General features: G+C 64.3%; 22 protein-coding genes and 1 tRNA gene. 12 read left to right on the forward strand and 11 right to left on the reverse strand.

Annotation, left to right across the window (positions count from 1 at the left end):
• The first annotated feature begins 101 nt into the window (after window positions 1-101).
• Together AC1RT8_RS16555 and AC1RT8_RS16560 are read left to right on the forward strand one after the other, a co-directional pair.
• On the forward strand, window positions 102-674 hold the full coding sequence (locus AC1RT8_RS16555; RefSeq protein ID WP_493076751.1) for a hypothetical protein: 573 nt from the start codon (window positions 102-104) through the stop codon (window positions 672-674).
• Window positions 671-1567 (forward strand): hypothetical protein, encoded by an 897-nt coding sequence (locus AC1RT8_RS16560; RefSeq protein WP_493076752.1) that lies wholly within the window; start codon window positions 671-673, stop codon window positions 1565-1567. The genes AC1RT8_RS16555 and AC1RT8_RS16560 overlap by 4 nt, the downstream gene beginning before the upstream one ends.
• A 103-nt stretch (window positions 1568-1670) precedes the next feature.
• Here AC1RT8_RS16560 and AC1RT8_RS16565 read toward each other — a convergent pair whose 3' ends face one another.
• Together AC1RT8_RS16565 and AC1RT8_RS16570 are read right to left on the reverse strand one after the other, a co-directional pair.
• Window positions 1671-2315 (reverse strand): transposase, encoded by a 645-nt coding sequence (locus AC1RT8_RS16565; protein WP_493076753.1) that lies wholly within the window; start codon window positions 2313-2315, stop codon window positions 1671-1673.
• Window positions 2316-2466: 151 nt separating this feature from the next.
• Window positions 2467-2904, reverse strand: a complete 438-nt coding sequence (locus tag AC1RT8_RS16570) for a hypothetical protein (protein WP_493076754.1) — start codon at window positions 2902-2904, stop codon at window positions 2467-2469.
• A 274-nt stretch (window positions 2905-3178) separates the two neighbouring features.
• Here AC1RT8_RS16570 and AC1RT8_RS16575 point away from each other — a divergent pair, with 274 nt between their 5' ends.
• Complete coding sequence (locus AC1RT8_RS16575) at window positions 3179-3796, forward strand: SHOCT domain-containing protein (RefSeq protein ID WP_493076755.1); 618 nt, start codon at window positions 3179-3181, stop codon at window positions 3794-3796.
• A 520-nt stretch (window positions 3797-4316) separates the two neighbouring features.
• On the opposite strand, the gene lepA is transcribed toward AC1RT8_RS16575, so the two are convergent.
• Window positions 4317-6128, reverse strand: a complete 1812-nt coding sequence (gene lepA / locus AC1RT8_RS16580) for a translation elongation factor 4 (protein WP_493076756.1) — start codon at window positions 6126-6128, stop codon at window positions 4317-4319.
• A 356-nt stretch (window positions 6129-6484) separates the two neighbouring features.
• Between lepA and AC1RT8_RS16585 the strand changes: the two genes are divergently transcribed.
• From AC1RT8_RS16585 to AC1RT8_RS16600, 4 genes are all read left to right on the forward strand, one after another.
• Complete coding sequence (locus tag AC1RT8_RS16585; protein ID WP_493076757.1) at window positions 6485-7273, forward strand: CsgG/HfaB family protein; 789 nt, start codon at window positions 6485-6487, stop codon at window positions 7271-7273.
• Window positions 7274-7401: 128 nt separating this feature from the next.
• Window positions 7402-7944 carry a peroxiredoxin gene (locus AC1RT8_RS16590; RefSeq protein ID WP_493076758.1) on the forward strand — a complete coding sequence of 181 codons (543 nt, stop codon included), beginning with the start codon at window positions 7402-7404 and terminating at the stop codon, window positions 7942-7944.
• Window positions 7945-8002: 58 nt separating this feature from the next.
• A complete protein-coding gene (locus tag AC1RT8_RS16595; protein ID WP_493076759.1) occupies window positions 8003-9298 on the forward strand; it encodes an FAD-dependent oxidoreductase in 1296 nt (431 codons plus the stop codon).
• Window positions 9299-9414: 116 nt separating this feature from the next.
• Window positions 9415-9491, forward strand: a tRNA-Pro gene (locus AC1RT8_RS16600).
• Between the two features lie 61 nt (window positions 9492-9552).
• Here AC1RT8_RS16600 and AC1RT8_RS16605 read toward each other — a convergent pair.
• Entirely contained in the window at window positions 9553-10350 is a 798-nt protein-coding gene (locus AC1RT8_RS16605; protein WP_493076760.1) for a class I SAM-dependent methyltransferase, read from the reverse strand.
• A gap of 243 nt (window positions 10351-10593) precedes the next feature.
• Between AC1RT8_RS16605 and AC1RT8_RS16610 the strand changes: the two genes are divergently transcribed.
• Together AC1RT8_RS16610 and map are read left to right on the forward strand one after the other, a co-directional pair.
• Window positions 10594-10818 carry a ParD-like family protein gene (locus AC1RT8_RS16610; RefSeq protein WP_493076761.1) on the forward strand — a complete coding sequence of 75 codons (225 nt, stop codon included), beginning with the start codon at window positions 10594-10596 and terminating at the stop codon, window positions 10816-10818.
• Entirely contained in the window at window positions 10802-11590 is a 789-nt protein-coding gene (gene map, locus AC1RT8_RS16615; RefSeq protein ID WP_493076762.1) for a type I methionyl aminopeptidase, read from the forward strand. The genes AC1RT8_RS16610 and map overlap by 17 nt, the downstream gene beginning before the upstream one ends.
• Before the next feature lie 48 nt (window positions 11591-11638).
• On the opposite strand, the gene AC1RT8_RS16620 is transcribed toward map, so the two are convergent.
• From AC1RT8_RS16620 to AC1RT8_RS16635, 4 genes are all read right to left on the reverse strand, one after another.
• Complete coding sequence (locus AC1RT8_RS16620) at window positions 11639-12292, reverse strand: Rossmann-fold NAD(P)-binding domain-containing protein (RefSeq protein ID WP_493076763.1); 654 nt, start codon at window positions 12290-12292, stop codon at window positions 11639-11641.
• 51 nt (window positions 12293-12343) lie between these two features.
• Window positions 12344-12796, reverse strand: a complete 453-nt coding sequence (locus AC1RT8_RS16625; protein ID WP_493076764.1) for a MarR family winged helix-turn-helix transcriptional regulator — start codon at window positions 12794-12796, stop codon at window positions 12344-12346.
• Window positions 12797-12898: 102 nt separating this feature from the next.
• Window positions 12899-13309 carry an Ohr family peroxiredoxin gene (locus AC1RT8_RS16630; protein WP_493076765.1) on the reverse strand — a complete coding sequence of 137 codons (411 nt, stop codon included), beginning with the start codon at window positions 13307-13309 and terminating at the stop codon, window positions 12899-12901.
• Window positions 13310-14027: 718 nt separating this feature from the next.
• Complete coding sequence (locus AC1RT8_RS16635; protein ID WP_493076766.1) at window positions 14028-14933, reverse strand: RHS repeat-associated core domain-containing protein; 906 nt, start codon at window positions 14931-14933, stop codon at window positions 14028-14030.
• A 303-nt stretch (window positions 14934-15236) separates the two neighbouring features.
• Between AC1RT8_RS16635 and AC1RT8_RS16640 the strand changes: the two genes are divergently transcribed.
• The 3 genes from AC1RT8_RS16640 to AC1RT8_RS16650 all read left to right on the forward strand — a co-directional run bounded on the left by AC1RT8_RS16640 (window position 15237) and on the right by AC1RT8_RS16650 (window position 21148).
• Window positions 15237-15710, forward strand: coding sequence for a helix-turn-helix domain-containing protein (locus tag AC1RT8_RS16640; protein WP_493076767.1), 474 nt, complete (start codon window positions 15237-15239; stop codon window positions 15708-15710).
• Complete coding sequence (locus AC1RT8_RS16645) at window positions 15697-17328, forward strand: terminase (RefSeq protein WP_493076768.1); 1632 nt, start codon at window positions 15697-15699, stop codon at window positions 17326-17328. Before AC1RT8_RS16640 ends, AC1RT8_RS16645 begins: the two co-directional genes overlap by 14 nt.
• A 349-nt stretch (window positions 17329-17677) precedes the next feature.
• On the forward strand, window positions 17678-21148 hold the full coding sequence (locus tag AC1RT8_RS16650) for an autotransporter domain-containing protein (protein WP_493076769.1): 3471 nt from the start codon (window positions 17678-17680) through the stop codon (window positions 21146-21148).
• 58 nt (window positions 21149-21206) lie between these two features.
• Here AC1RT8_RS16650 and AC1RT8_RS16655 read toward each other — a convergent pair whose 3' ends face one another.
• The 3 genes from AC1RT8_RS16655 to AC1RT8_RS16665 form a co-directional block, all read right to left on the reverse strand.
• Window positions 21207-21788, reverse strand: coding sequence for an outer membrane protein (locus tag AC1RT8_RS16655; RefSeq protein ID WP_493076770.1), 582 nt, complete (start codon window positions 21786-21788; stop codon window positions 21207-21209).
• A 113-nt stretch (window positions 21789-21901) separates the two neighbouring features.
• Window positions 21902-24214, reverse strand: coding sequence for a TonB-dependent receptor (locus tag AC1RT8_RS16660; RefSeq protein WP_493076771.1), 2313 nt, complete (start codon window positions 24212-24214; stop codon window positions 21902-21904).
• On the reverse strand, window positions 24192-25127 hold the full coding sequence (locus AC1RT8_RS16665; RefSeq protein WP_493076772.1) for a FecR family protein: 936 nt from the start codon (window positions 25125-25127) through the stop codon (window positions 24192-24194). Before AC1RT8_RS16665 ends, AC1RT8_RS16660 begins: the two co-directional genes overlap by 23 nt.
• Between the last annotated feature and the right edge of the window lie 30 nt (window positions 25128-25157).

Consider the following 25157-nt stretch of genomic DNA (forward strand, 5'->3'; position numbering starts at 1 on the left):
TCGCATCGGCCGATCGAATGATCCGCCGTTGACAGGCATCGGCCGCGTTTCGATAACGCGTGAGGGCTCCTTGCAAAACGCAGGGATCGGGGGAAATGTCTATGCGCCTGGCAATCGTCATTGCGCTTCTGATGTCGTCAGGGGCAGCGCATGCTCAGGCGATCAAATCGGAACCGCCCGTCCGGCATTTCGCTCCGGAAGAAATCGCCAGGGTCGCGATGCCTGACCTCGTTTTCGTCGAAGCGCCGGCCGACGTTCAAACCTACGACAAATATTTCTTCTTCCACCGCGACAATACGAGTTTCGATGAGGCTTATGCCGACATCAAGGAGTGCGACGCGCTCGCGAGCGGCATCCGTTATTATGGCGGTCAGGACAATCTCTACATGGGACAATATGGCCTGGCCGGTGCGCTCGGCGCCGCCATCGGCAGTGCGCTCGCGGATGCGGTTTTCGGATCGGCTCAACGGCGGAAGATTCACCGCATTAATATTCGCAACTGCATGTCGTACAAGGAATATCAGCGCTACGGCATGAGCGAGGGGCTCTGGAAAGCCTTTAATTTCGAAGAGGGGAATGGCCGCAAGAAGGATGAGGAGCGCGAAGCTGATCTGTTGCAGCAGGCCAAAGTCGCCGCCGGCCCCAAACCGCAATACAAGGTGCTTGAGCCATGAAGATACCGGCATTTCTGATTGCGGGGCTTCTCCTACTCGGCCTGCAGATCAGCCCCGTGCAAGCTCAATCGATCGAAGAAAAACAACTCGTCGCGGGCAAGTTCAGCTTCGATCCCGCGAGCGGCTATATCTATCTCCACGGACCCTTTCGGCAGTGGGGCATGTTCCTGAAGGTGCCCGATCAGGCCGATATCGACGCCTACAAGAAGGATTGGGACGCTGCATTCGCCAAGGCAACGGCCAAATATCTCAAGCAGCTGGCCTCTTGGGAATCCGATAAAAAGGCTGGAGCGACGGGCACAAAAATAGGGAACAAACCCGTTAAACCAACGCCGGAGACCTTCACGATCGGCGACATCGAAACGCGAACCAGTATGTCGTTCGGACCGATGAATGTGTTCAACAAGGACAAAGAGGGTAGTTATTACAGCTATTTCATGAAGGCACCGCCCGGGACCTATGTGTATTACGGCCCGATCCTGTTCGATCCAAATGCCGGATATATGGGTGCCTGTTCCTGCATGGGCAGCGTGAAGTTCGAGGTGAAACCAGGCGTCATCACCGATGCAGGGAATTTCCTGGTGGCAGCGATTTTTCAGCCCCAGCTCGATCCGCCGCTACCCGGGGCGGGCTTTATGCCCCTGTGGATGCATCTCACCGTCCTCGGCAAGCGAAAGGCCGAGGTCGCCAAATTCGAATGGGGATTACCCGCATCGCTCAAATCCTTCCCATCGGCTCAGGCGGATTTTCACGCGGTGGGCAAGATGAACAATTTTTTCGGCATCGGGATCGCGCGCATGCCGGCCATCCCGGGAGTATTGGGGTATCAGCGAGACAAGGTGATTGATCTGAAGGCGGCGGCTGGGGCGGCGACAGGCGGTGCGCAGCCCTGACGGGTTGGATCGGCCGGTATCGGCGCGCCGATCGTTCCTTATTACGGTGACAATTACGGTGACAGTTTACTAATTAGTAGCTTTCTATTACGGTGACAGTTTACTAATTAGCAGCTTTCGGCTTTGGCCCTCGCCGTTGCGGCGCGAGGGTTCTGCCGGTTTGCCGCTCGATCGCCGTGATCCAGGCCGAACCACCCAGCGGCCTGCCGGTGGTCTCGGACTGGCGCAACGCGGCATAAGCTGCGGCATCCTCATCCTCCCCGAGAAAGGCGCGGAAGTCTCCCGTACGATCGAGCACCGGGCGCACCTTGACGACACCATCGTCCCTGCCCGCCAGATGGGCGGCGACGCTCGACCATCGCCAGTCCTCCGCCCTTTCGACCAGGCCGGCGCGAACGGGGTTCATCGCCACATAGCGGGCGGCATTGGCCAGATAGGCATCGTCCATCGCGACCGACCCGAACCGGCCCTGCCACAAATGCCCGGTCCAGCGATGCCGGGCGTTGATGATGCCGGTGTAGCGGCGATGCAACTCCGCGAAGGTCCGGCGCAGGCCATCCGGGTCCGACGGCGTCAGGATGACATGGACATGGTTGGGCATCAGGCAATAGGCCCAGACCTCAGCCCCGGCCCTGCCCGCCGCCTCGCCGAGCAGGTCACGGTAGAGCGCGTAGTCCGCGTCTTCGAAGAAGGTCTGGCCCCGCCGATTGCCGCGTTGCGTGATGTGGTGCGGAACACCGGGGATCACAACTCTTGCCAAGCGCGCCATATGCCACGGTAGCGAATGTCGGATAATTAGTAAACTGTCACCGTAACCCCAACCTCTCTAGCGCCAGTCTGGGCAACATTCTCCGCAGCAATAGCAAATGCTACTCATGCTCAAATCGGCGGAAGCGTCATTAACGGATAACAGAAATCCCGAACGCCATATCCCCTTCCATTGTCATTGAAATGCACCAAGAATATCTTGGACCTATAAAATAATGATGCTGAGGAATTTCTATCAATTCTGGCAATGCGCGCCGTACCGCTTCAATAGATCCCTCTAGCGCAAAATTTATTGCACTATCACTCACATAGGTAACCGGACCAGTTAGATCAAATCTATGTATAACGTTGTCGAAAAAATCGACAAATCGTTCACTTTGAAGAGAAACATCTTCCTCAAATTCCTCAATCGACCCCGGAATAGTTTTCCAATCGATCTTCGATCCACTCGGCGGATAAGCTTTCGCAAGCCTGTCAAAAATATCAGACAAATCATCAACTTCGCGCAAAAGACCTGCGTCGAACTCAGGCTTTAGCGCCAAGCGTAAATCCTCCTCGTAACTACTCATGGCCGCTCCTTCATAAACCGCTTGACGATTTGATCGACCATGGACTGATTTCCTTCGAACGTGAAGGTACTCTTTTGCTTTCCGGACCATACATTGATGGGATTACGGTGACACTCCACTTAATTGCCCAGCGACCGGTGCGGTATGCGACCTGTCCGAGGTAATAAGCCGATCTGCCGATCGAACGGTCGGTGGCGGTCCGGCGCGTGATTGTCCGCCTGCAGCACTTGCTTTAGGTTCACCGCCGCGTCGCCACCGGCGCGGGGGAACAGCCATGCCAGCCAAACCGTCCTACCGTCCCTGGCGGACGGCGCTCGGCATGTTGCTTCCGCTCAGCCTCGGCCTCGGCTTCTTTGTCGCAGGGATAGGCACGACGATGTGGGCGCCCGTCACCAGCTGGGCCGCCGGGCCATTCTGTTCGGGCAAGGTCATCGACGATTCGGATAGCTACACCACGCCGTCCGGCGGGAGCGGTGTGCACCGCCACATTGTCTGCGTCACCGGCGAGGGGAAGGAAGAGACGCGCGACGACATCACCTTTGACGGGATCGCGATCGCCTTTCCGCTCTATTCGGCGCTGATCTTCGCCGCTCTGCTGATCTTCGCCGCGCCGCGCATGCGTCGCAAGGCCGAAGCGCGCGACACCTCGTCGAGCTTCGGCGCCTTCACCGCCGGAAACGACGGGACCCCGCAGGACCTCCAGAGGATGGCAGGGCTCGTCGCGGCGGCAATGCGGCAAGGCAATGTCACGGTCGGCACGATGACCATGGATCCGCCGCCACACGGCACACTGGCTGCCCGGCTGGCCGAGCTCCAACAGCTGCACGAGAGCGGCTTGATCAGCGACGCCGACTTCGAGGCGAAAAAGGCGGAGATTCTGTCCGGCCTTTGACGTTGCGTTTGGCCACTCTGGTGACGGCCCACTCAATGGGTAGCGCGCGATAACGGCGCACCGTTGACACATCTATTCCGTGGACGGGCACGGAACCCGTCGCTCGATTCAACCTTCCGTTCGGCCATGGCACGCACCCGCCATGGACGATCCAGCCCCCTCATTATCCCATCCATGCGCGCGTTTGAATCAAGCAGCGGCGATTCCGGCGCGAATTCGTCGCGAACAGCGGAAAAAATCCCCGAATTTCGACGCGTTTTTCCGCTGTTATGGCGTAACAGGGAAAACGGGCATCAAGTCGCTGAATTCACACGCCGATTTTCGCCCAAAAATCCAACATAACAGCGGAAGAAAAAAAGAAAGTCGGAAAACCCGGCTGGATGCCGAGTGGCGCCGCGGCAAAGCCGCGTCGTCGGACGATCCGGTCGAGGGCAAGCTCGACCGGTCGCCGGCCGGGCTGGCGCTGATCCTCGTCCAGTTCGGCGATTGCTGGCGCAATCCCCTCCCCGGCCTCGGGCGCTCAGCCTTCGTCGCCCATCCTCAGCGCCGCAATGAACGCCTCCTGCGGAATGCTCACCGAGCCATATTCCCGCATCCGCTTCTTGCCCTCTTTCTGCTTGTCGAGCAGCTTGCGCTTGCGGCTGGCGTCGCCGCCGTAACATTTCGCCGTCACGTCCTTGCGCAGCGCGGCGATCGTCTCGCGCGCGATCACCTTGCCGCCGATCGCCGCCTGGATCGGGATCTTGAACAGATGCCGCGGGATCAGGTCCTTCAGCCGCTCGCACATGCCGCGCCCGCGCGCTTCGGCGGTGCCGCGGTGCACGATCATGCTCAGCGCATCGACCGGCTCGTTGTTGACCAGGATGCTCATCTTGACCAGGTCGCCCTCGCGATAGCCGATCTGGTGATAGTCGAAGCTGGCATAGCCGCGGCTGATGCTCTTCAGCCGGTCGTAGAAATCGAACACCACTTCGTTGAGCGGCAGCTCGTACGTCGCCTGCGCGCGGCCGCCGACATAGGTCAGGTTCTTCTGGATGCCGCGCCGGTCCTGGCACAGCTTCAGGATGCTGCCGAGATACTCGTCGGGCACATAGATCACCGCCTCGATCCACGGCTCCGCAATGCTCTCGATCTTGTTGGGATCGGGCATGTCCGCCGGGTTGTGCAGCTCGACATGCCCGCCGCCATGGGTGAGCTCGATCTGATAGACCACCGACGGCGCGGTGGTGATCAGGTCCAGGTCGTATTCGCGGGTCAGCCGCTCCTGGATGATCTCGAGGTGCAGCAGCCCGAGGAAGCCGCAGCGAAAGCCGAAGCCCAATGCCGCGCTGGTCTCCATCTCGAAGCTGAAGCTCGCATCGTTCAGCCGCAGCTTGGAAATGCTCTCGCGCAGTTTCTCGAAGTCGTTGGCATCGACCGGGAACAGCCCGCAGAACACCACCGGCTGGACTTCCTTGAAGCCCGGCAGCGGCTCGGCGGCAGGCCGCTTCGCGTCGGTGATGGTGTCGCCGACCCGGGTCTGCGCCACTTCCTTGATCTGCGCGGTGATGAAGCCGATCTCGCCGACGGCCAGCTCGTTCAGCTGCTCGATCTTCGGCCGGAAACAGCCGACCCGGTCGACCAGATGCAGCGTGCCGGTCTGCATGAACTTGATCTGCTGGCCCTTTTTCAGGACGCCGGCCATCACGCGGATCAGGATGACGACGCCGAGATAGGGGTCGTACCAGCTGTCGATCAGCATCGCCTTCAGCGGCGCGTCGATATCGCCCCTGGGCGGCGGGATGCGGGTGACCACCGCTTCCAGCACATCGGCGATGCCGATGCCGGCCTTGGCCGAGGTCAGCACCGCGTTGGACGCGTCCAGGCCGATCACTTCCTCGATCTCGGCCTTCACCTTGTCCGGGTCGGCCGCGGGCAGATCGATCTTGTTGATGACCGGCACGATCTCATGGTCGTGCTCGATCGACTGATAGACATTGGCGAGCGTCTGCGCCTCGACGCCCTGCGCCGCGTCCACCACCAGCAGCGCGCCCTCGCACGCGGCGAGGCTGCGGCTCACTTCATAGGCGAAATCGACATGCCCCGGCGTGTCCATCAGGTTCAGCTCGTAATCGAGCCCGTCCTGCGCCTTGTAGCGCAGCCGCACGGTCTGCGCCTTGATGGTGATGCCGCGCTCGCGCTCGATGTCCATATTGTCGAGCACCTGCTCGGACATCTCACGGTCGCTCAAGCCCCCCGTCGCCTGGATCAGGCGATCGGCCAGGGTCGACTTGCCATGGTCGATATGGGCGATGATCGAAAAATTGCGGATTCGGGAAAGGTCGGTCGACATGATCGGACGCGCGTTAGCAGGCGCGGCGGCGTCTGCGAAGGGGGTCGCGCGACATGGGCCGCCCCCGCCCGTGCCATCCCCGTTGGTCGCCGCCGTCGCGCGGCCGTCGACTCTCCGTCGCACCCGCCTTCACCCTGCATCCGCCGGGCGACTAGACCCGTATCTGACGACGCCGACGAGAGGCGCTTTGAAGAGGATGGCAGGGTGATGGCAATCATGACTTATGCTGTCATCCGCCGCGAAGTGCCTAGCGCGGCTATCGGGGCGGTGCTAATATTGGCGCCGTCACGGGGTCGCACCATCGTTGAACGCTCGCACCCGGGAGAACAGGGCGAGCGAGGACTTAGGGGATCACCATGCGTATTTTCCTGACCAGTGCCGCGCTCGGCGCGCTCGCTGCCGCTTTCGCCGCCACGCCCGCTATCGCCAAGGACAAGGGGTCCTCGGCCTATCAGATGCAGAAGAACGGCGAGCTCAACATTCCCGTCTGCCGCAAGCGGATCGGCACCATCGCGATCGTCGATCCCGACAATCAATGGTGGCGCGAATATAATCTCGGCAGCCCGGAGGCGATCATCAAGGTGTTCGTCCAGAAGTCCGGCTGTTTCGGCCTGGTCAATCGCGGCCGCTCGATGAACAGCCGCAACATGGAACGCGCCATGGCGGATTCGGGCGAGCTGCAGGACGGCTCGAACCTTGGCAAGGGCCAGGTGAAGGCGGCGGATTATTTCCTCCAGCCCGACATCGTCACCGCCAACAACCGCTCGGGCGGCGGCGGCGCGGGTGCCGCGCTGGGCGGCCTGCTCGGCCGCGGCGGCGGCCTGTTCGGCGGCATCGGTGCGATCGCCGGCGGCATCAACGTCAACAAGAAGGAAGCGGCGGTGACCCTGTCGGTCGTCAACGCCCGCACCACCGAGGAAGAGGCGCTGACCGAGGGCCATGCCCGTAAGTCCGACGTCAGCTTCGGCGGCGGCGGCGCGGTGTTCGGCGGCGGTGCGTTCGGCGGTGCCGGCGGCGGCGGCTATCAGGATACCGCGATCGGCCAGGTCATCGTGCTCGCCTATCTCGACGCCTATATCAAGCTGGTCAGCCAGCTCGGCGGCCTGCCCGAAAATGCCGCGGACGCAGCACCGCTCGCGAAATAAGGCTGGTCTTCGGACCGCTTTGGAAGGTCGCCGCGTCCCTAGCGCGGCGGCCTTTTTCGCGGTGGTGCCGTAACGGCGGGCGGAGTATGACGCGCGTGCCTCCTCCGGCCTCTTTAGGGAAGACTCACATGAAGCTCGCTGCCGCCGCCGCCCTGCTCGCCTCTTTCGCTCTCGCCGTCCCCGCCAACGCGGCGCTCCCCGTCGGGGCCAAGGCGCCCGATTTCACCACTGAGGCGGCACTCGGCGGCAAGCAGTTCAACTTCGCGCTCAAATCCGCCCTGCGCAAAGGCCCGGTCGTCCTCTATTTCTTCCCCGCCGCCTTCACCAAGGGCTGCACGATCGAGGCGCATGAGTTCGCCCTCGCCGCGTCCGAATTCCAGAAGAACGGCGCCACCCTGATCGGCCTCTCCGCCGACCCGATCGCCAAGCTCGCCGATTTCTCCAAGGTCGAATGCCGCGACGCCTTCCCGGTCGGCGTGGCCAAGCCGGCGACGATCTCCGGCTACGACGTGCATATCGGCAAGGGCGAGCGGGTGATGACCAACCGCACCTCCTATGTCATCGCGCCCGACGGCAAGATCATCTTCGTCCATTCGGAGATGAGCCCGGCCGGCCACGTCACCGGCACCATGGCCGCGGTCAAGGCCTGGCGCGCGAAACGCCGCGGCTGAGCGCTTCCCCCAACCCCCGCTCCTCGCTAGCATCCCAGCAAACAACGAGGAGCGGGCCTTGCGTCACATCGCGATCATCGGTTCCGGCCCGGCGGGCTATTACACCGCCGAGGCCTGCCAGAAGACCTTCGGCGACCAGGTCCATGTCGACATCATCGATCGCCTCCCCGTCCCCTACGGCCTGATCCGCACCGGCGTCGCGCCCGACCATCAATCGATCAAGGGCGTCTCGCGCCGTTACGAGGCGGTGGCGCTCACCGACAATGTCCGCTTCGTCGGCAATGTCAGCGTCGGCCGCGACGTCACCATCGCCGAGCTGGGCGACCTGTACGACGCGGTTGTCCTCGCCACCGGCGCCCCCGCCGACAAGCCGCTCGGGGTACCCGGCGACGATCTGCCCGGCGTGGTCGGCTCCGCGGCCTTTGTCGGCTGGTACAACGGCCATCCCGATTTCGCCGGCCTGAACCCCTCACTCCACGGTCCCGGCGCCGTCGTGGTCGGCGCGGGGAATGTCGCGCTCGACGTCGCACGGATCCTCGCCAAGGCCGAGAGCGAGTTCGCCGGATCGGACATCGTCGGCCATGCGCTCGATCATCTCGGCACCGCGACCCACGACCGCATCACCATCCTCGCCCGGCGCGGGCCCCACCAGATCGCGATGACGCCGAAGGAACTGGGCGAACTCGGCCACCTCGCCCGCGCCGTGCCACATGTCGACGCGGCCGATCTCCCCCCGATCGAGGAGGATGCCGCGCTCGATCCCGGCCAGCGCAAGTCGGTCACCCATCTGCGCGACTTCGCCACGCGCACCGACCGCAAGCAGATCGACATCGACTTCGACTTCTACGCCATGCCCGTCCGCGTCGAAGGAGACGGCAAGGCCGAGCGAGTCATCGTGGAGCGCACCGCGATCGACGCCGAGGGCCGCGCCCTGGGCACCGGCGAAACCTATGCGATCCCCGCAGGACTCGTGATCAGCTGCATCGGCTACCGCACCCCGCCGATCGAGGGCGTGCCCTATGACGACAAGCTCGGCCGCTTCGCCAACCAGGACGGGCGGATCGGCCCGGGCCTCTACGCGGTCGGCTGGGCGCGGCGCGGGCCGACCGGCACGATCGGCACCAACCGCCCCGACGGCTTCCTGATCGCCGAACACATCGCCGCCGACCTGGCCGATAACAGCGGCAAGGCGGGCCGGGCCGGGCTCGACTCACTGCTCGGTGAGCGCAATGTCGACGTGGTCACCTTCCGCGACTGGCAGAAGATCGAGGCGGCCGAAACCGCCCGCGCCCGCGACGGCGCCCCGCGCGAGAAATTCACCAGCATCGAGGACATGCTCGGCGCCAGAGGCTGAACGCGGCTGAAGCGGCACTTCCCTCGCCCCGTATCGAATGCGGGCTTGATGCCCGCGAAACCCTCGGCTAAGGGCCGTCGCCTTGCCGCGCGATACCAGCGCGGCTCGTCCCTGGTCGGGGAATAGCTCAGCCTGGTAGAGCACTGCCTTCGGGAGGCAGGGGCCGGAGGTTCGAATCCTCTTTCCCCGACCAATTCGCGCCCCTGGGCGCCGTGGCGCTCGCGCTTTCCCCTCCGGCCATGTCGCAGGCCGGTTCAGCCGGCGGCGGCGGTCACGATCCACGTCGCTGCGCCGAGGCTCACCCGGCCGTCTCGCTCGCGCGCCGACAGCGCGCTGCGCACCCGCGCCTCGGCCTCGGGCAACAGCGCCGGCGTTTCCCTCAGGACCTTGCCCAGCGCTCCGACGCGCATGACCACCGTCAGCATCGCGTCGGCGTCGCCGCTGGAAACCTGCACATCATGCGGCGCGATCTCGATCCGGGCATAGCCCGCCGCACCAAGCACATCCCGAATGGTGTCGGCATCCTCGAAGCTGAAGGGGGTGGCGTCGATCATCGACGCCAGCCCCGACGCCTCGATCGGGAGGAAATCCAGCTCGTTTTCCCGCATCGACCGCCAGCAGACGAAGCCGATCCTGCCGCGACGCGTCAGCATCCGGCGCATGTTCGCGAATGCCGGGACCGGATCGGCGAAGAACATCGTTCCGAACCGGGAAAAGATGCCGTCGACGCTCCGATCGGGCAGCGTCAGGCCGGCGGCGTCCTCCTGCAGGAACATCACCTGCGGTAGATGGGCCGCTCTCGCCCGCGCCACCGCCAGGACGCGCGGCGCCAGGTCGACGCCGATGACCCGGCCGGCCCGGCCCACCCGATCCGCCAATTGCAACACCGTCTCGCCCGCGCCGCAGCCGATATCCAGAATAATCTGCCCCTGCGCCGGCGCCAGGGCGTCCATCGCGGCCAGGCCCAGCGGAGACATCTGCAGATCGATCAGGCCCGCCAGCTCGGCACGAGCCCGATCGCCCCTGTCCCGCAATGCCGAAGCTGTCACCATATCCCGGGGTTAAAGCGGAAACGGGCTCGGGCGCAACGTCCAGTCATGGTGGCACTGCGCCCGCACGTTTAATTCGGGGACACTATACTTATTTTCCATCACCGCTCCGATAGAATGTGCTCCCCAATTTGCCGTAGGCGCTGTCAAAACGGGCGCGCTCTCGGCCGAGGCGCTCCCCACCCCTTGGCTTCCCCTCATATAGTATATATACGATCCATATATGAATCGTATAGAGAGACTCCGATGGGCATCGTGAACATAGAGGATGACTTGCACGATCGGCTACGCAGGGCGAGCAAGGTCTCGTGTCGCTCGATCAACGCGCAGGCCGCCTGGTGGATCAGGGTCGGCATGCTGTGCGAGACCAATCCCACGCTCGGCTTCACCGAGATCATCGCGCGCGAACTCGGCGCAGCGGGCTTTTCGGCTCAACCTCTGGCCTTGATCGAACATGACGAAGCGGCCTGAGGAGCTGGCACTGCTGGCCGAATCCGGCCAGCTGCTGGCGTCGGTGTTCGAGCTGCTCGACCGGACCCCGCTCGCCGGCATGTCGACCCTTGAGATCGACGATATGGTCGAACATTTCATCGTCCACGATCTCCAGGCCCGCCCCGCGAGCAAGGGCCAATATGGCTATGGCTTCGTATTGAATTCCTCGGTGAACCATGTGGTCTGCCACGGCGTCCCGTCGCCCTCGGCGGTGCTGCGGGACGGCGACATCGTCAATCTCGACATCACGCTCGAGAAGAACGGCTATATCGCCGATTCCAGCAAGACCTATCTCGTCGGTGCGGTGAATCCGGCCGCCAGGCGGCTGGTCCGGACCAGTTACGAAGCCCTGTGGATGGGCATCAGGGCAGTCCGCCCGGGCGCGCGGCTGGGAGATGTGGGCTGGGCGATCGACCGCCATGCCAGGCGTAACGGCTATACCGTGGTGCGGGAATATTGCGGCCACGGCATCGGCCGGGAGATGCATGAGGAGCCCCAGATCCTGCACTTCGGCAAGCCGGGAACCGGCCTTCCCTTGCGCGAGGGCATGGTCTTCACGATCGAGCCGATGCTCAATCGCGGCCGGCGGAACGTGAGGACCGAGGCCGACGGCTGGACTGTCGTGACCAGCGACGGCTCGCTGTCCGCCCAGTTCGAGCACACCGTCGCCGTCACGGCCTCCGGCGTATCGGTGCTGACGCTGCGTGCCGACGAAGCGGGCATGATGAGCAGGATGAAGATCGCCGCCTGAGCGCGCCTGCATGAATGGCATGCTTGCCACGCCCGATCCGACTCATCGTCAGGAACGACCCTCGGCGGTCAACGCGATCTCCCTGGAATTGATGACGCGCCTGCCCGCCTTGCCCTGCAGCGCCGCCTCGACCAGCAGCGCCGCAACGGTCGATGCGGGGCTGGTGCGGGCGCCGGCCGGCAGGATCGGCGCTGCGATGCGCAACAGCCGGCCGATGCTCTTCTCCATCGGCCTGTGCTCGCTGCGTTCTCCGCCGAGGAACCCCGGGCGCACGATCGTCAGCGACGGGAAACCGAGGAGATCGATCGCATCCTCGAGTTCGCCCTTGGTGCGGGGATAGCGAAACCACGACCGCGCATCCGCCCCCATCGAGGAGGTCAGGGCAAAGCAGGTCGCGCCGCCCTTGCGGACCTGCGTCGCAATGGCGAGCGCATAGTCATAGTCGATGGCGCGATAGGCCGCGGCCGATCCGGCATTCGCCCGCGTCGTCCCCAGCGCGGAGATGGCGCCGTCGACCGCCCACCACGCGGCATCGAGCGGCAGGTCGTCGCTGGTCACGATCGGGTTCAGCAGTTTCGCATGCGGCGGCAGCGGCCGGCGCGTCGGCGCGACCACCTGGGTCACGCGCGCGTCGTCCAGCAACAGCCTCAGCACCGCCGTGCCCACCATACCGGTGGCGCCTGCCAGGAGAAGCTTTGTCATTGGCCGCCTCTAATTCGGGGACACTAACTAATTTCCACGCCAACTCCCGACCTATGCCTTGGTCGAGCTCAGCAGATTGTCGCGCAGCTTGGCGATCGTCTGCTGGACCTTGGCGAAATCGTCGCCAAGACCCGTCGCGTCGATCAGGCTGGCGGCGCTGTTCTCAACCTCCCGCTGCAGCTTCCGGCCCGCGGCCGTCACATTGACTCGAACCTGGCGCTCGTCGGTCGGATCTCGCCGGCGCTCGACCAGACCGAGCTGCTCCAGTTTCTTGAGGATCGGCGTCAGCGTGTTGGATTCGAGGAACAGCTTCTCACCCACATCGCCGACCGTCTGGTCGTCCTGCTCACCCAACGCGACCAGAGTCACATACTGGGTGTAGGTCAGGCCGAGCTTGTCGAGGATCGGCCGATATGCCCTGCCAAAGGCGAGGTTGGCCGAATAGACGGCGAAGCAGAGGAAATCGCCGAGCTTGGTCGCAGGGGCGGCTGAATGGCGGGTCATCATCTTGCTCCGGTCGATAGGCACCCGGTCTAAAGCGCATCCGATTGAATCGGAAGGGCTCGGACGGCGCCGAAGGGGCGCCGTCCGGCCAGGGCGGTCAGTTCAGGCGAAAGCGGGCTCGAGCACGGTCACCTGGACGTCGATATTGCCGCGGGTCGCCTTCGAATAAGGGCAGATCTCATGGGCGCGATCGACCAGCTCGCGGGCCAGGTCGATGTCGATGCCGGGCACGGTGACGTCGAGCTTGGCGCGCAGGAAGAATTCGCCGCCCTCCATCAGCAGGTCGATCGTTGCGTCGACCGACGGGGCCTCGGGAAGCGAGACCTTCTTCTGCGCGGCGGCAAGGCCGATCGCGCCCATGAAGCAGCCCGACCAGGCAGCGCCGAAGAAGTTTTCCGCGGCGGGATGCGGATCGGCGAACTGGAGGTCGAGAAAGCCATCGGCGCTGCGGGTATAGCCGTTGGCGCCGCCGACATTGTGCGTGGTTCCGGAATAGATGGTCTTGGCAGTCATGGTCAGTCCTTTCACTCGATGATTTAACTCGTATCCGATTGCATCGGATACGATGTGTTTATGCGAGTCGCGAGAAAGAGTCAAGTGCGATTCAATCGTACGCGATATAAATGAGACTCAACGCGCTTGCGCTCGGGCGAAGCCCCTCCTGGAGCTCCTTCCGCCTGGATTGAGACAGTGAAATTGGGGACAGCCCTTGGTCGTGACAGCTAACCGCTGTCCCTAATTATCGTGTCTCACTCAAGGGGTGCAGTCCATGACTGTCACCGCAATTCCACCGCAATTCCAACTCGCTACAATGCTCCTTTGCGGCCAATGCCAGAGTCACAAACAATCAACTTTTTTTAAATTATACCTCGCGTCAGGTATTCCTATGAGAACCATTGATCGTACACTTCCTGATCTCTGATAAATACTGACGTAATCGTCCAACCTCTTTCCCGCAAACCGAGCATCTCCGTGCCAACTTAGATGTATATAATCTTCATTCTTTATCTCAGATAACGGACCGATTGAGGCGGAAAGCCCAGACCAGGTCTTTAGTGAATTCCCTCCAGTTATGGTAAGTTTGACCCCATCACCCGAATAACAACCATTCAGTATCTTGTTATTAAAAACCCGTTCCGGAGCATTGTGCCTCTGAAAAAATATGACGTAGGAAATAGGAATAATTCCTATCGCAATTAGAACTGCGCTGCCTTTGGTAAATTGCCGCATATTAATTCGCCGGACCGAAGCAGCGGAACATCGTTGTTGCGCTCGCAGTTAACGACCCTCCGACACCCAATCCGGTTCCCAAGTGGCCTGAGGTTATTTGTCCGCTGGCGGACACAGTTGTCGCTGTCGTTACTGGCCCCCAAGAAGCACTGCCGCCCCAGCTGAAACCGCGCAAGCTGCCTGCGTTCCGATAGACTCCACCCGTATAGGACGCCGAAACATCACCGCCTGCAGCACCACCGATCGTCCAAAACAATCCTGACTGCCCCGTGCTAGGAATGGCAAAGCCGCCTAGCGAGCCTGTTACTCCACCACCTACAGCCGCCGTAGCGGAAGCAGTATTTGTCACTACTGGACCAGCATCGGCGGGGATATTGGCGCAAGGGATGGACACCTTCTCCTTCTGCGGTTCATCTAGTGGAAGGTCCCTATAAAGTTTACAAAAATTATTAGAGAAGTTGCATGGATCATAGGGGGGCCACATGCCTAAAGACCCAACACCATAAGATACAAAGTGCCACCCAGCAACCACTACTACATCACTACCATCCGCGCCGCCGGAAACATCATCGCCACTACCGTTGGGAACCCATACGCCCCCGATAGTGACAATACCCATCCCGTCACAACTATCGCGCGGGATGATCGACCCGGTGCAGGTAACCTTCAATCCTAAGGGGTCAGTATTATTTATAGGATCCCCACCCACATAATTATACCAGTTTACGCCGTCGCCATAACCGATAGGGTCAGTCTGCATAAACCGACCGAGCTTGGCCGAGTAGATCCGCGCCTTGTAATAATAAAGGTCAAACTCCGACAGATAAGACTGACCCGTGTACTGGAACCGCCCGATATTCCCGCTGCCCGGCACCCCATATTCGTCATAGCTATTAAGACCGATCACGCCCCCCGACCCGTCCGTCACCGCGATGATCGAGCCCCGCTCATCGGCGTGCAGCCAGCGCCGGTCGCTGGTGCCCGACCCTTCGTACCAGACCAGAGGCTCGTCCGTCCCCGGACCATAGACATAGCGCTCCTCTCACCCTGCGTCGATCACCTATAAATATCTGAATTATATAAATAATATTAAGGTGCGCACCACAAGAGATATGACACAGCCGGTGTCCCATATCTCCCCAGCACCACTCCCAGAAGCCGCGTTCCTCGCTTGATTCAAACTCCCACTCCACGCGGCTAAACCCACCGCATGACCGAAACCCGCCCCACCACCTACAAACCCGCCTATGCCCGCCGCGCCCGCGAGCAATACGCCCACGGTTTCACCGATCGCGAGCTTGCCGCCGAGTTCGGTGTCTCGCGCAGCACCATCTTCCGATGGCGCGCCGCCTATCCCGACTTCGCCGAGGCCACCGCCCTCGGCAAGGCCAGGGCGAACGAACGCGTGGAGCGCGCGCTCTACGAACGCGCGATCGGCTATGAGGAGGAGGCGGTGCGTGTGTTCCTGCCTGCTGGCGGCACCGCCCCGGTCATCTTCCGCTATGCCCGCGAAGTGCGCGCCGATGTCCGCGCCGGGCTGCAATGGCTGCGTGCCCGCGATCCGAAGACATGGGCCCGCCTCGGCGCATCCGGCGCGCTCGACGACCCCGGCGGCCTCGTCGAGCGCCTGCACAAGGCCATGGCCCGCGTCGCCGACAGACAGGTGCCCTATGTCCCGGAATAAGCAGCCTCCGCGCGGGGCGGCGCCCATCAAACTGCCCGACCTGGGGGCAGAGGATGTCCCGGACGCCGTCATCGACCATGTCGCGCGGTCCCGGCACGATCCCCTTGCCCATGCTCGGTTCGCCTATCCCTGGGGTGAGGGCAGCCTGCGCCACGCGTCCGGTCCGCGCGCCTGGCAATGCGAGGTGATGGAGGACATCAAGGCCCATCTCTCCAACCCCGCCACCCGCTTCACCCCGTGCCGCATCGCCCGCGCCTCGGGCCATGGCATCGGCAAATCGGCGCTCATCGCCATGCTGATCAAATGGGGTCTCGACACCGGCATGGACACCCGCATCGTCACCACCGCCAACACCGAAAGCCAGCTGCTCACAAAGACCGCGCCGGAGATCGCCAAATGGCACAACCTGTCCTTCACGAAGGACTGGTTCCGCGTCACCGCCACGTCGCTCGTCTCGACCGCGCCCGGCCATGACCGCTCCTGGCGCAGCGATCTCGTCACCTGGTCGGTCACCAATACCGAGGCGTTCGCCGGGCTGCACAACCAGGGCAAGCGCATCATCCTGATCTTCGACGAAGCCTCGGGCATCGCGCCCAAGGTCTGGGAAGTCGCGCTCGGCGCGCTCACCGACGAGGATACCGAGATCCTGTTCCTCGCCTTCGGCAACCCGACGATGAACACGGGCCCGTTCCGCGAATGCTTCGGCAAGCACCGCCATCTGTGGAACGCCGCGCAGATCGACAGCCGAACGGTGGAGGGTACCAACAAACCCTATCTCGACGAACTGGTCGCTACCTATGGCGAAGACAGCGACATCGTGAAGGTGCGCGTGCGCGGGCAATTCCCCATTGCCTCCTCGATGCAGTTCATCGGCAACGACCTGGTCGATCTCGCCCGCGCGCGAGAGGTGCACGGGATCACGCTCGATCCGGTGATCTTCGGCCTCGATTGCGCGCGCTTCGGCGACGATCATTCGACGCTGGCGATCCGTTGCGGCCGCGACGCCCGCTCGCGCCCGTGGAAACGCTGGCACCGGGTCGATGCGATGAGCCTCGCCGGCGACGTCGCGCTCCAGGCGCAGGCGCTCCATCCCGACGCGATCTTCGTCGATGCCGGCAATATCGGCGCGGCGGTGGTCGATCGCCTGCGCCAGCTCGGCCTCGACAATGTCTATGAGGTCTGGTTCGGCGCGAAGGGCCGCGACGCAGTCTGGGCCGGCGATCTGCGCGTGCAGACCGCCAACAAACGCTCGGAGATGTGGACCAATATGCGCGGCTGGCTGACCGGCGGCGCCATCCCCGACGAGGAGGCGCTGGCGACCGATCTCACCGGGGTCGAATATGGCTATGCCGCCGATCAGGTCTCGATCCTGCTCGAGAAGAAGGAGCATATGAAGGCCCGCGGCCTCGCCTCGCCCGACGACGCCGATGCGCTGGCACTGACCTTTGCCGAACCGGTGATGCCGCGCGAGCCCGCATGGCTCGATCCGTGGCGCTATGGCGTGCGGCAGGAGCGGGAGACGACGGACGACATCTATCGCGAGCTGAAGGAGGGCTCGTACGATGTGTATCGCGAGCTGTACGAGGATACCGAGGATATATATCGAGAGCTCAGATGAGCCATGCCTCCACAGGTCCATGCATCATTCAACATGACCAGTGTCAAAACCGACGAACGCCGGGAACACCGGCCGCGCGCTCGTCTCGGTGCTTACTTGCCCCCTACTGACCTTGATCGACATTGTGACCTTCAGGACACAGTCTGGGGGCGATTGATGGTTTCCAGCCTGTACACTTCCGTAACGGCCCCATCCCCGCTTGACCTTCCCTTCCACAGCGATAGCCTTTGTTCATCTGAGAGAAAGGTTTCGACCTGGATCCGAATACGGGGGTATTTCAATGATTAAGACCGCTTCTCTGGCGTCGTCGGTACGTTCGCGCGCTCTCCTGCTGGCAACGGCAGCCACGATGTCGATCGTCATTGCAGGTTCGGCGCACGCACAGAGCGCCAATCTCGAGGATCCGACCAACGCGTATCGCGCGGCGCAGGACAGCGTCTCCGAAGCGCCGACCAATGCCTTCCTCGAAGCGCAGCATGGGTATGCGGTCGCACCGGTCAGCGACTATCTCGAGCCGCAGATCGTCATCTCCGGTCCTCCGGGCACGCCGACCACCGCGCGCGATCCGGTCAACGTCACCGGCGTGGGCCAGATGATCGTCGACGAGCAGAACGGGTTCATCGGCCTGTGCACCGGCACGCTGATCAATCCGCGCACCGTGATCTTCGCCGCGCATTGCGTGAACGAGCGGGCGGCCAATGCCTATGGCCAGAATTCGGGCGGCCAGCCGATCGGCTTCGGCTTCGGCAGCAACAACAATGTGGCGGGCGCCAGCGCGTTCGGCGGCTGGTTGGGCAATTACGCCACCAACACCAGCCGTTACATGTACGACGCCAACTATGTCGCCTATAATCCGCTGTCGCTCGAACCGGATGCCGCCGGCTTCCTTTATGGCGACATCGCGATCGCCTCGCTCGATACGCCGGCCGCCGGCATCCCGACCTGGGCGTTGCTGTTCTCGCAACTGCCGGACCCGGGCACCGCTACGGCGGCAGGCACCGGCTATCATGTCACCCTCGCCGGCTATGGCAATAACGGCACGGGCACGACCGGATCGACCGGCGGCATCGATTATCGCCGCCGCATTGCCGAAAACATGATCGGCGGCCTCGCCTCGCTCAATGATTTCGAGGGTTTCATCTTCGGCTCGCCCAACGACCCCAAGCTGAACCAGAATCTCTACTGGATCGACTTCGATGACCCCCGCCGCGGGACGGTGCAGGCCAGCATGTTCGATTTCAACGCGTGGCGCGACAATGCCGTGATCGATGCCAATGGCGTGGCCCAGGAAGGCATCACCGCCAGCGGCGATTCCGGCGGCCCGCTGATCCTCGACCGCACCTATGCCAGGCAGCTCGTGATCGGCGTGCTTTCCGGCGGCTATACCCGCTTCTTCAACGGCCAGCCGCCGAACGGTTATGGCACCGCGAGCTTCTATCAGCCGCTCTATCTCTATTGGGACTGGATCGCGGCCAACAACCCCTATCATTATGTCTCGGCGGTCGCCGGCAACGGCAACTGGACCGATGCGACGCATTGGGTCACGAACCTCGATCCGAACTATTACATCATCAACGGCAGCAACCAGGCAGTGAACGGCCTGCCGACCACGCCGGGCGCCGGCACGGCGGACCAGCCCGGCTTCGGCCAGGCCTGTTTCGAGAGCGGCGGCGTCAGTGACTGCCTCAACGTTGCGACCGGCACCGAGACGGTCGCGCTTCATCCGATCGGCCAGGATGCGGCGACCGGCACGGCGGCGAACGACAAGGCCGTGGTGTCGGTCGCATCGCTCGACGGCCAGGGAACGCAGGTCGAGAGCCAGACGGCCACGGGCTCGCAGCAGAGCCAGGCTCAGGTGGTGGCGGCGCTGCCGGCAGCCACCTTGGCCAACGGCCTGCCGGGCGCGACCAATTTCGTGCCCAACAACGATGACGGCAACCGCCTGACCAGCACCGCGCCGCGCTATTTCGACGTGACGCTGTCGGCCGCCGGCACGACCACGCTGAACACCAATGTGACGATCGATCGCTTCACCATCGCGGGCGGCACCGCGGCGCTCGACATCACCTCGACCGGCAGGCTGACCAGCCTGATGGGCGTCACCCAGGCGACCGGTTCAGTGAACGTCAACGGCACCCTGGTCTCGGGCGGCGACTATCTGATGATGACCGGCGGCCTAAGCGGCAGCGGCACGATCCGCGCGCCGTTCTTCACCAGCGTCGCCGGCACCATCGCGCCGGGCACGCCGACCACCACGGGCACCTTGACCTTCCAGGGCAACATCATCCTGTCCTCGGGCAACCTGCTCATGATCAACCTGGGCGCGAACGGCGTGTCCGATCTTGTCAAGGTGACCGCGACCTCGTTCAGCGGCACGACCCCGCTCAACGGCACGGCCAGCCTCGGCGGCGTGGTGAGCTTCACCGCGGCGGCCGGCTACATCATCCGGGCGGGCGACAATTACACCTTCCTCACCACGGAAAAGCCGATCGACGGCACGACCAAGTTCCTCACCCCCGCGCCGATCAGCGCCATCCTGACGCCGCGCCTGACCTATCAGGCGCAGTCGGTCTCGGTGACGATCGATGCCGGGCTCTATGCCAATGTCGTCGCCAATACGCCGGTGCAGACCGCCTATGCGAGGCTGCTCGACCAGGACCGTATCGTCTATAACGGCCTGCGCGACCTGTACGGCATCCTCGACATGCAGAACGCGGCGACGATCCGCTCCACGCTCGAAGGCCTGGCGCCCCGCGCCGAGACCACGCGTCAGGCGCTGGCGACGGCGTCGGTCGACAATACCGGCCGCTTCTACCGCGATCGCCTCGCCTCGCTCGAGCCCGGCAATCTCGGCGGCACGGTCGCGATGATCGGCAAGCCGTTCCAGATCGCGGCGCTTGCCTCGTCCGGCATGCCCGGCACGCAGGAAACCCGCAGCGATGCGGGCGGCGGCATGGTCAGCCAGGAAGGCAAGCTGCCCGAGACGATGAGCGCGTTCGTTGCGGGCGGCTATATCGACGGCCACAGCGCCTCGATGCCGACCGCCGTACCGCTGGTCGGCAGCGACCAGTTCAACGGCTGGTTCGTCGCGGCAGGCCTCGAGGCCGATGTCGGCGAGCGCGGGCTGCTCGGCTTCTCCTTCGCCTATACCGATCTCGACTCCACCCCGGCCTTTGCGGGCCAGGAGGCGAGCAGCACGCTCTTCCAGGGCACGCTGTACGGCAAGGTCAAGACGCATGGCGGCCTGTTCATCGACGGCACGTTCAGCGCGGGCGTGTTCGACTCGCGCACGGTACGCAACGTCAGCCTGGCGGGCACGAGCTATCGCCTGGTCGGCAAGGACCAGTCGCTGTTCATCTCGGGTGAGGTCGGCGCCGGCGGCTCGGTTCCGGTCAGCAGCTCGATCGCGCTCGATCCCCGCGTCTCGCTGCGCGCCACGCGGATCATGTTCGACACGATCAACGAGACGGGCGGCGGTCCGGCCCTGGTCTACAAGCCGGGCAGCCTCGACAGCGTCCAGGCCCGCGCGGGGTTCAACGCCCATGGCAACAGCGCGACGGTCAAGCCCTATGTCTCGGCTTACTGGGTGCATGATTTCGGCCGGCAGCCCGGCTTTGTCGGCGCGAACTTCGTCGGCGGGGTCGGCCCCAACGCGCTGTTCGCGGTGGCCAGCTCGGACAATGACTGGGCCGAAGCCAGCGCCGGCCTGACCTTCTCGGCCAGCGACAAGGTCTCGCTGTCAGTGGGCGCCAACACCACGATCGGCCGCAGCGACGTGACCAACCAGAGCTATCACGGGACGATCACCTTCTCCTTCTGATCGCCCGGTTCGCGCATGAAGAAGGGGCCGCTTCCACCCGGAAGCGGCCCCTTTTTCGTCAGAAGCGGTAGCCGAGGCCGACCACGGCCTGGTGGCTGCTATAAGGGCCCTCATGGTTCGAGTAGCGATACTCGGTCTTGAGCGTCAGGCCGCTCTCGAGCCGCTTCTCGACGCCGAGCCCGACCCGGAAGCCGTCGGTCGTGCCGCTGCCCGAATAGCTGGCCGGCCCGCTCCCGCCCGAGGTATAGTCGAAGCTCCGGCGCAGATTGGTATAGCCGCCCTTGGCGTAGAGCAGGGTCGACTCCCCCAGCACGGTGCCGACACGGCCGCCCACATACAGGTCGCGGCCCGGCTTCTCGCACGATCGGGCGTTGGCGCCGCCGGGGTAGTAATAAGTGGTGCAGTCCGTCGCGGTCGCGCCGGTCACTTCGCCCTCGAGGCCGAAGACGATGTGGTCGGACTGCCAGTCATACCCAAGCTGCCCGCCATAGAGCGCGCCGACCTTGGCATCGCCGAACGACTGGCTGACCTCGACCCCGCCGATGACGGTGACGCTGGCGCCTTCGAACGGCTTGTCCTGCGCAAGGGCTGGTCCCGCCACGAACCCGGACAGCATGATTGCTGCGGCAAATAGACGCATTACTTCCTCCTACCATGATGTTGGGAGACCGCCCGGCGCGGCCGCTGGTTGTTCGGTCTCATCGTCGCAATGACGGGCTCGTCGGGCGAAACCGCAGTCGGCCGGAAATCTTTTTAGAAGCGGCGCGAAGCCGACAGCGAGATGGTGCGCGGACGGAGCGGCGTATACTGGCGCGTCGCCCGCACCGAGAACGGGTTGCCGAAGGCGAAGGTATCGGCGCTCGCGTCGAGCAGATTGTCGATATCGGCGCGGAGCGTCAGCCGGTCGCGGCCGGCGGAGACGCCGAACCGGCCGACGACATAGGCCGGCGTCCGCCGATCGAGATCGGCGTCGAGGCTCAGGCGCGAGGCACCGATCAGGTTCGCCGACACGCCCGGCGTGATCCGCCACCCGTAAAGGTCCACGTCGCGCGCCAGGGCAAGCCGCGCGGTCACGTCCGGCACTACCGGCAAGCGCACGCCAGGCAATAGCGCGCTGCCGTCCGCGGCATGGTGAAGGCGCGGACGCTGCCAGATCGCGCCCGCTTTCAGCCGCCACCCGTCGGGCAGCCGCCAATCCGCCGACAGGTCAGCGCCGATGATGGTCGCGCGGCCGACATTGTGGGTGGCGATCAGCCCATTGGCCCGCAGATAGTCCGACTGGACATTCTTCCAGTCCGTCCTGAACAGGCTCCCGTCGAGGCTCAGCCGCCCCCCGTCCAGCCGAACGCGCCCGCCCAGATCGACGCTGCGCACCTCATCGGCATCATAGCGTCGCGTGACGGCGTTGCCGGTATCGAGACCGCCCGGCCGAAACGCAGTTCCGAAGCGGGCATAGAGCAGCTGGTCGGGCGCGATCTCGTACGACAGCGACGCGCTGGGCGTGACGCTGAGCGACGTCTTGGCCCGCGCCGCAAGAAAGGCGGGCTCGAACCGATCATCCCGCGTGTCCGTCCGGAAACCGCGGAACCCGATCCCCAGCCTCAACCGGGGCAAAAGCGGCAATGATCCGTCGGCGAAGATCGCGGTCTCCATCACGCGACGATGGGCTGACAGGACCCCTTCCATCGGCCCGTTGCCCGACAGTAACGGGCCGTTCGCGTCGGTCCTCGCCAGCATGAACGACGCCCCCGTGACCCAGACGAAGCGACTGCCCGGCGCCGAGCCGAGGCGGACTTCCTGATCGAACACCAGATAGCGCCGCCAATCGAGATAGAGCGCGGGCTGCCCGACGCCGAGCGCCGCCGCCGATGCCGACGCATCATAGACATCGCTCTGGTTCTGCCTCGTCAGCCCCGTCACGATCGTCAGCGGAAGCGATCCGATCGACCCCGCGATCGTGGTCTGTAGTATCTCGACCCTGCCGGAACGCGGCTCGCGCACCGGCACATCGCGGGAGCGGGCTTCGCCGACGTGATAGACATACTGGCTGTCCTGCGTGTCGATCGTCTGCACCACCGCGCTCAGATCGACGGTCCAGCCATCGAAGGGCACGACGCGCAAGGCGACCCGCCCACCGAATGTCACTGACCGGTTCAGGTCGTGGCCGAACTTCGCGTCGTCGATCCATCCGGGATCCGCCGCTGCATAACCGACGACCCGCACCGCGACACGGTCGCTGATCAGCGGCAGGTTGAGTACGCCCTCCGCCTGTTTGCCCAGGCCTCCGCTTGCGGTGGACGAGACACCAAGACCGGCTTCGCCCTCGATCAGCCCGAGCACCGGGCGGTTGGTGACGATGCGATAGACGCCGCCAAGGGCGCCGGTACCATAGAGCGGCCCCTGCGGTCCCTTCAGCACTTCCACGCGCGCGACATCGATCAGCCGCAAACCCGGCTCGGGCGCGTCATAGGTCACGCGCGCATCGTCGACCTGGACGCTGACGGTCGACTGGCTGAGTCCGTTGAAAGGGCTGTCGGCAATGCCGCGAATGAACAGCCGGCCGCCGCCCTGGCCATTGGTGAGCGACAGCCCCTGCGTCGCGCGCGCGACGTCGCGGGTCGTTATGCCGGCTCCGGGCAGGTCTTCGCCGTCCGGCACATAGACCGCGACGGGTGCCGCTACGCCCGACAGAATCTCGGATTGCTTGCGCCCGGTAACGATGACGTCCTCGGCGAGGGCAACGGGTGGCTCCGGGCTCGCCCTGCCCTCATCGACTGGCGTGCGCCGCACGACGCGATAGGCGCGCGGGCCGACGCGCACCGCGCGAAGATCGAGCGAGCGAAGCATCCGGTCGAGCGCTTCGCTTACCGTCATGTCGCCACGTACCGCCCGTACCACGCGTCGCGGCATCGGGCCGTCAGAAGCGAACGACATGCCGGTCTGCGTCGACAGCGCAGCGAGCGCATCGGCGACGTCGACCGCGCCGATATCGACCCGGTACCGGGTGTCGCGCGCCTGGGCGGGATTGGGGCAAAGCGCGGCGCTAACGGCCAGCGCTGTCGCCAAGACGTATCGCATCGCCATCCGTTCGTGTCTTCAGGCCGGTCAGTTCGCCGAGCGCCGCCACCATGGCCGCGCGATCCCCCGGCGCGATCACCCCGGAAAAGCGGCGGCGCGCGGCCGCTGCGTCTATCGTCACCGGACGTCCAGTGGAGCGCGCAATGTCCGCGGCCACCATCGCCAGCGGCACGTCGTCATAGACCAGCGCTCCCTTTCGCCAGGCACCGACAGACTGCGCGCGCACCGGCCGCATGTCGGCCGGGTCGCCGGCTCCCGTCAGGGTCAGCGCCTTGCCCGCATCGACCTCCACCTCGCCGGCGACATGGGGTGAGTGGACCGCCACGCGTCCTTCGGCCACCGCGACCCGGACCATGCCGCCGCCGGTAGAGACCTCGAACCGGGTCCCCACGTCGCGGATTTCATAGCCGCCAGCCTGCACGACCATGGGATGCGCGGCATCGTGACGCACGTCGAAAAAGGCGTTGCCCTCGAGCGTCATCGGGACATCGCGCGACCTGGCCACACGCAGGACGCTGCCCGGCGCCAGCGTGGCGGTGGAGCCGTCGGCAAGGCGTACGTCACGTGGCTGGCCCATCGGCGCGCGATAGGCGATGGTCTCGGGCGCCCGGTCCTGCGGCCATCGCAGGATGCCGATGGCAATCACCACGATCAGGACGGCCGCGATCGCCCCCCAGGCGGCAATGCGAGGGGCGCGGCGCGGTGCTGGCTCGGCCGGCAGCAATCGGGACAGTATCGGCCGCGCCGCATCGACCCGCGCGTCGAGCAGCGCGATCGCATCATAGGCCTCGCGATGGCGCGGATCGGCCTCCAGCCATTCGGCGAAGGCCGTCCAGTCCATGTCGTCGTCAGCCTGCGCCAGATGCCAGCGCGCGGCCGCTTCGTCCGTCTCTGCGCTCATGCCGTCACCATCGGCGCGATCTTGCGATCA

It is taken from the genome of Sphingomonas sp. GW821-FHT10F11 (assembly GCF_058809095.1).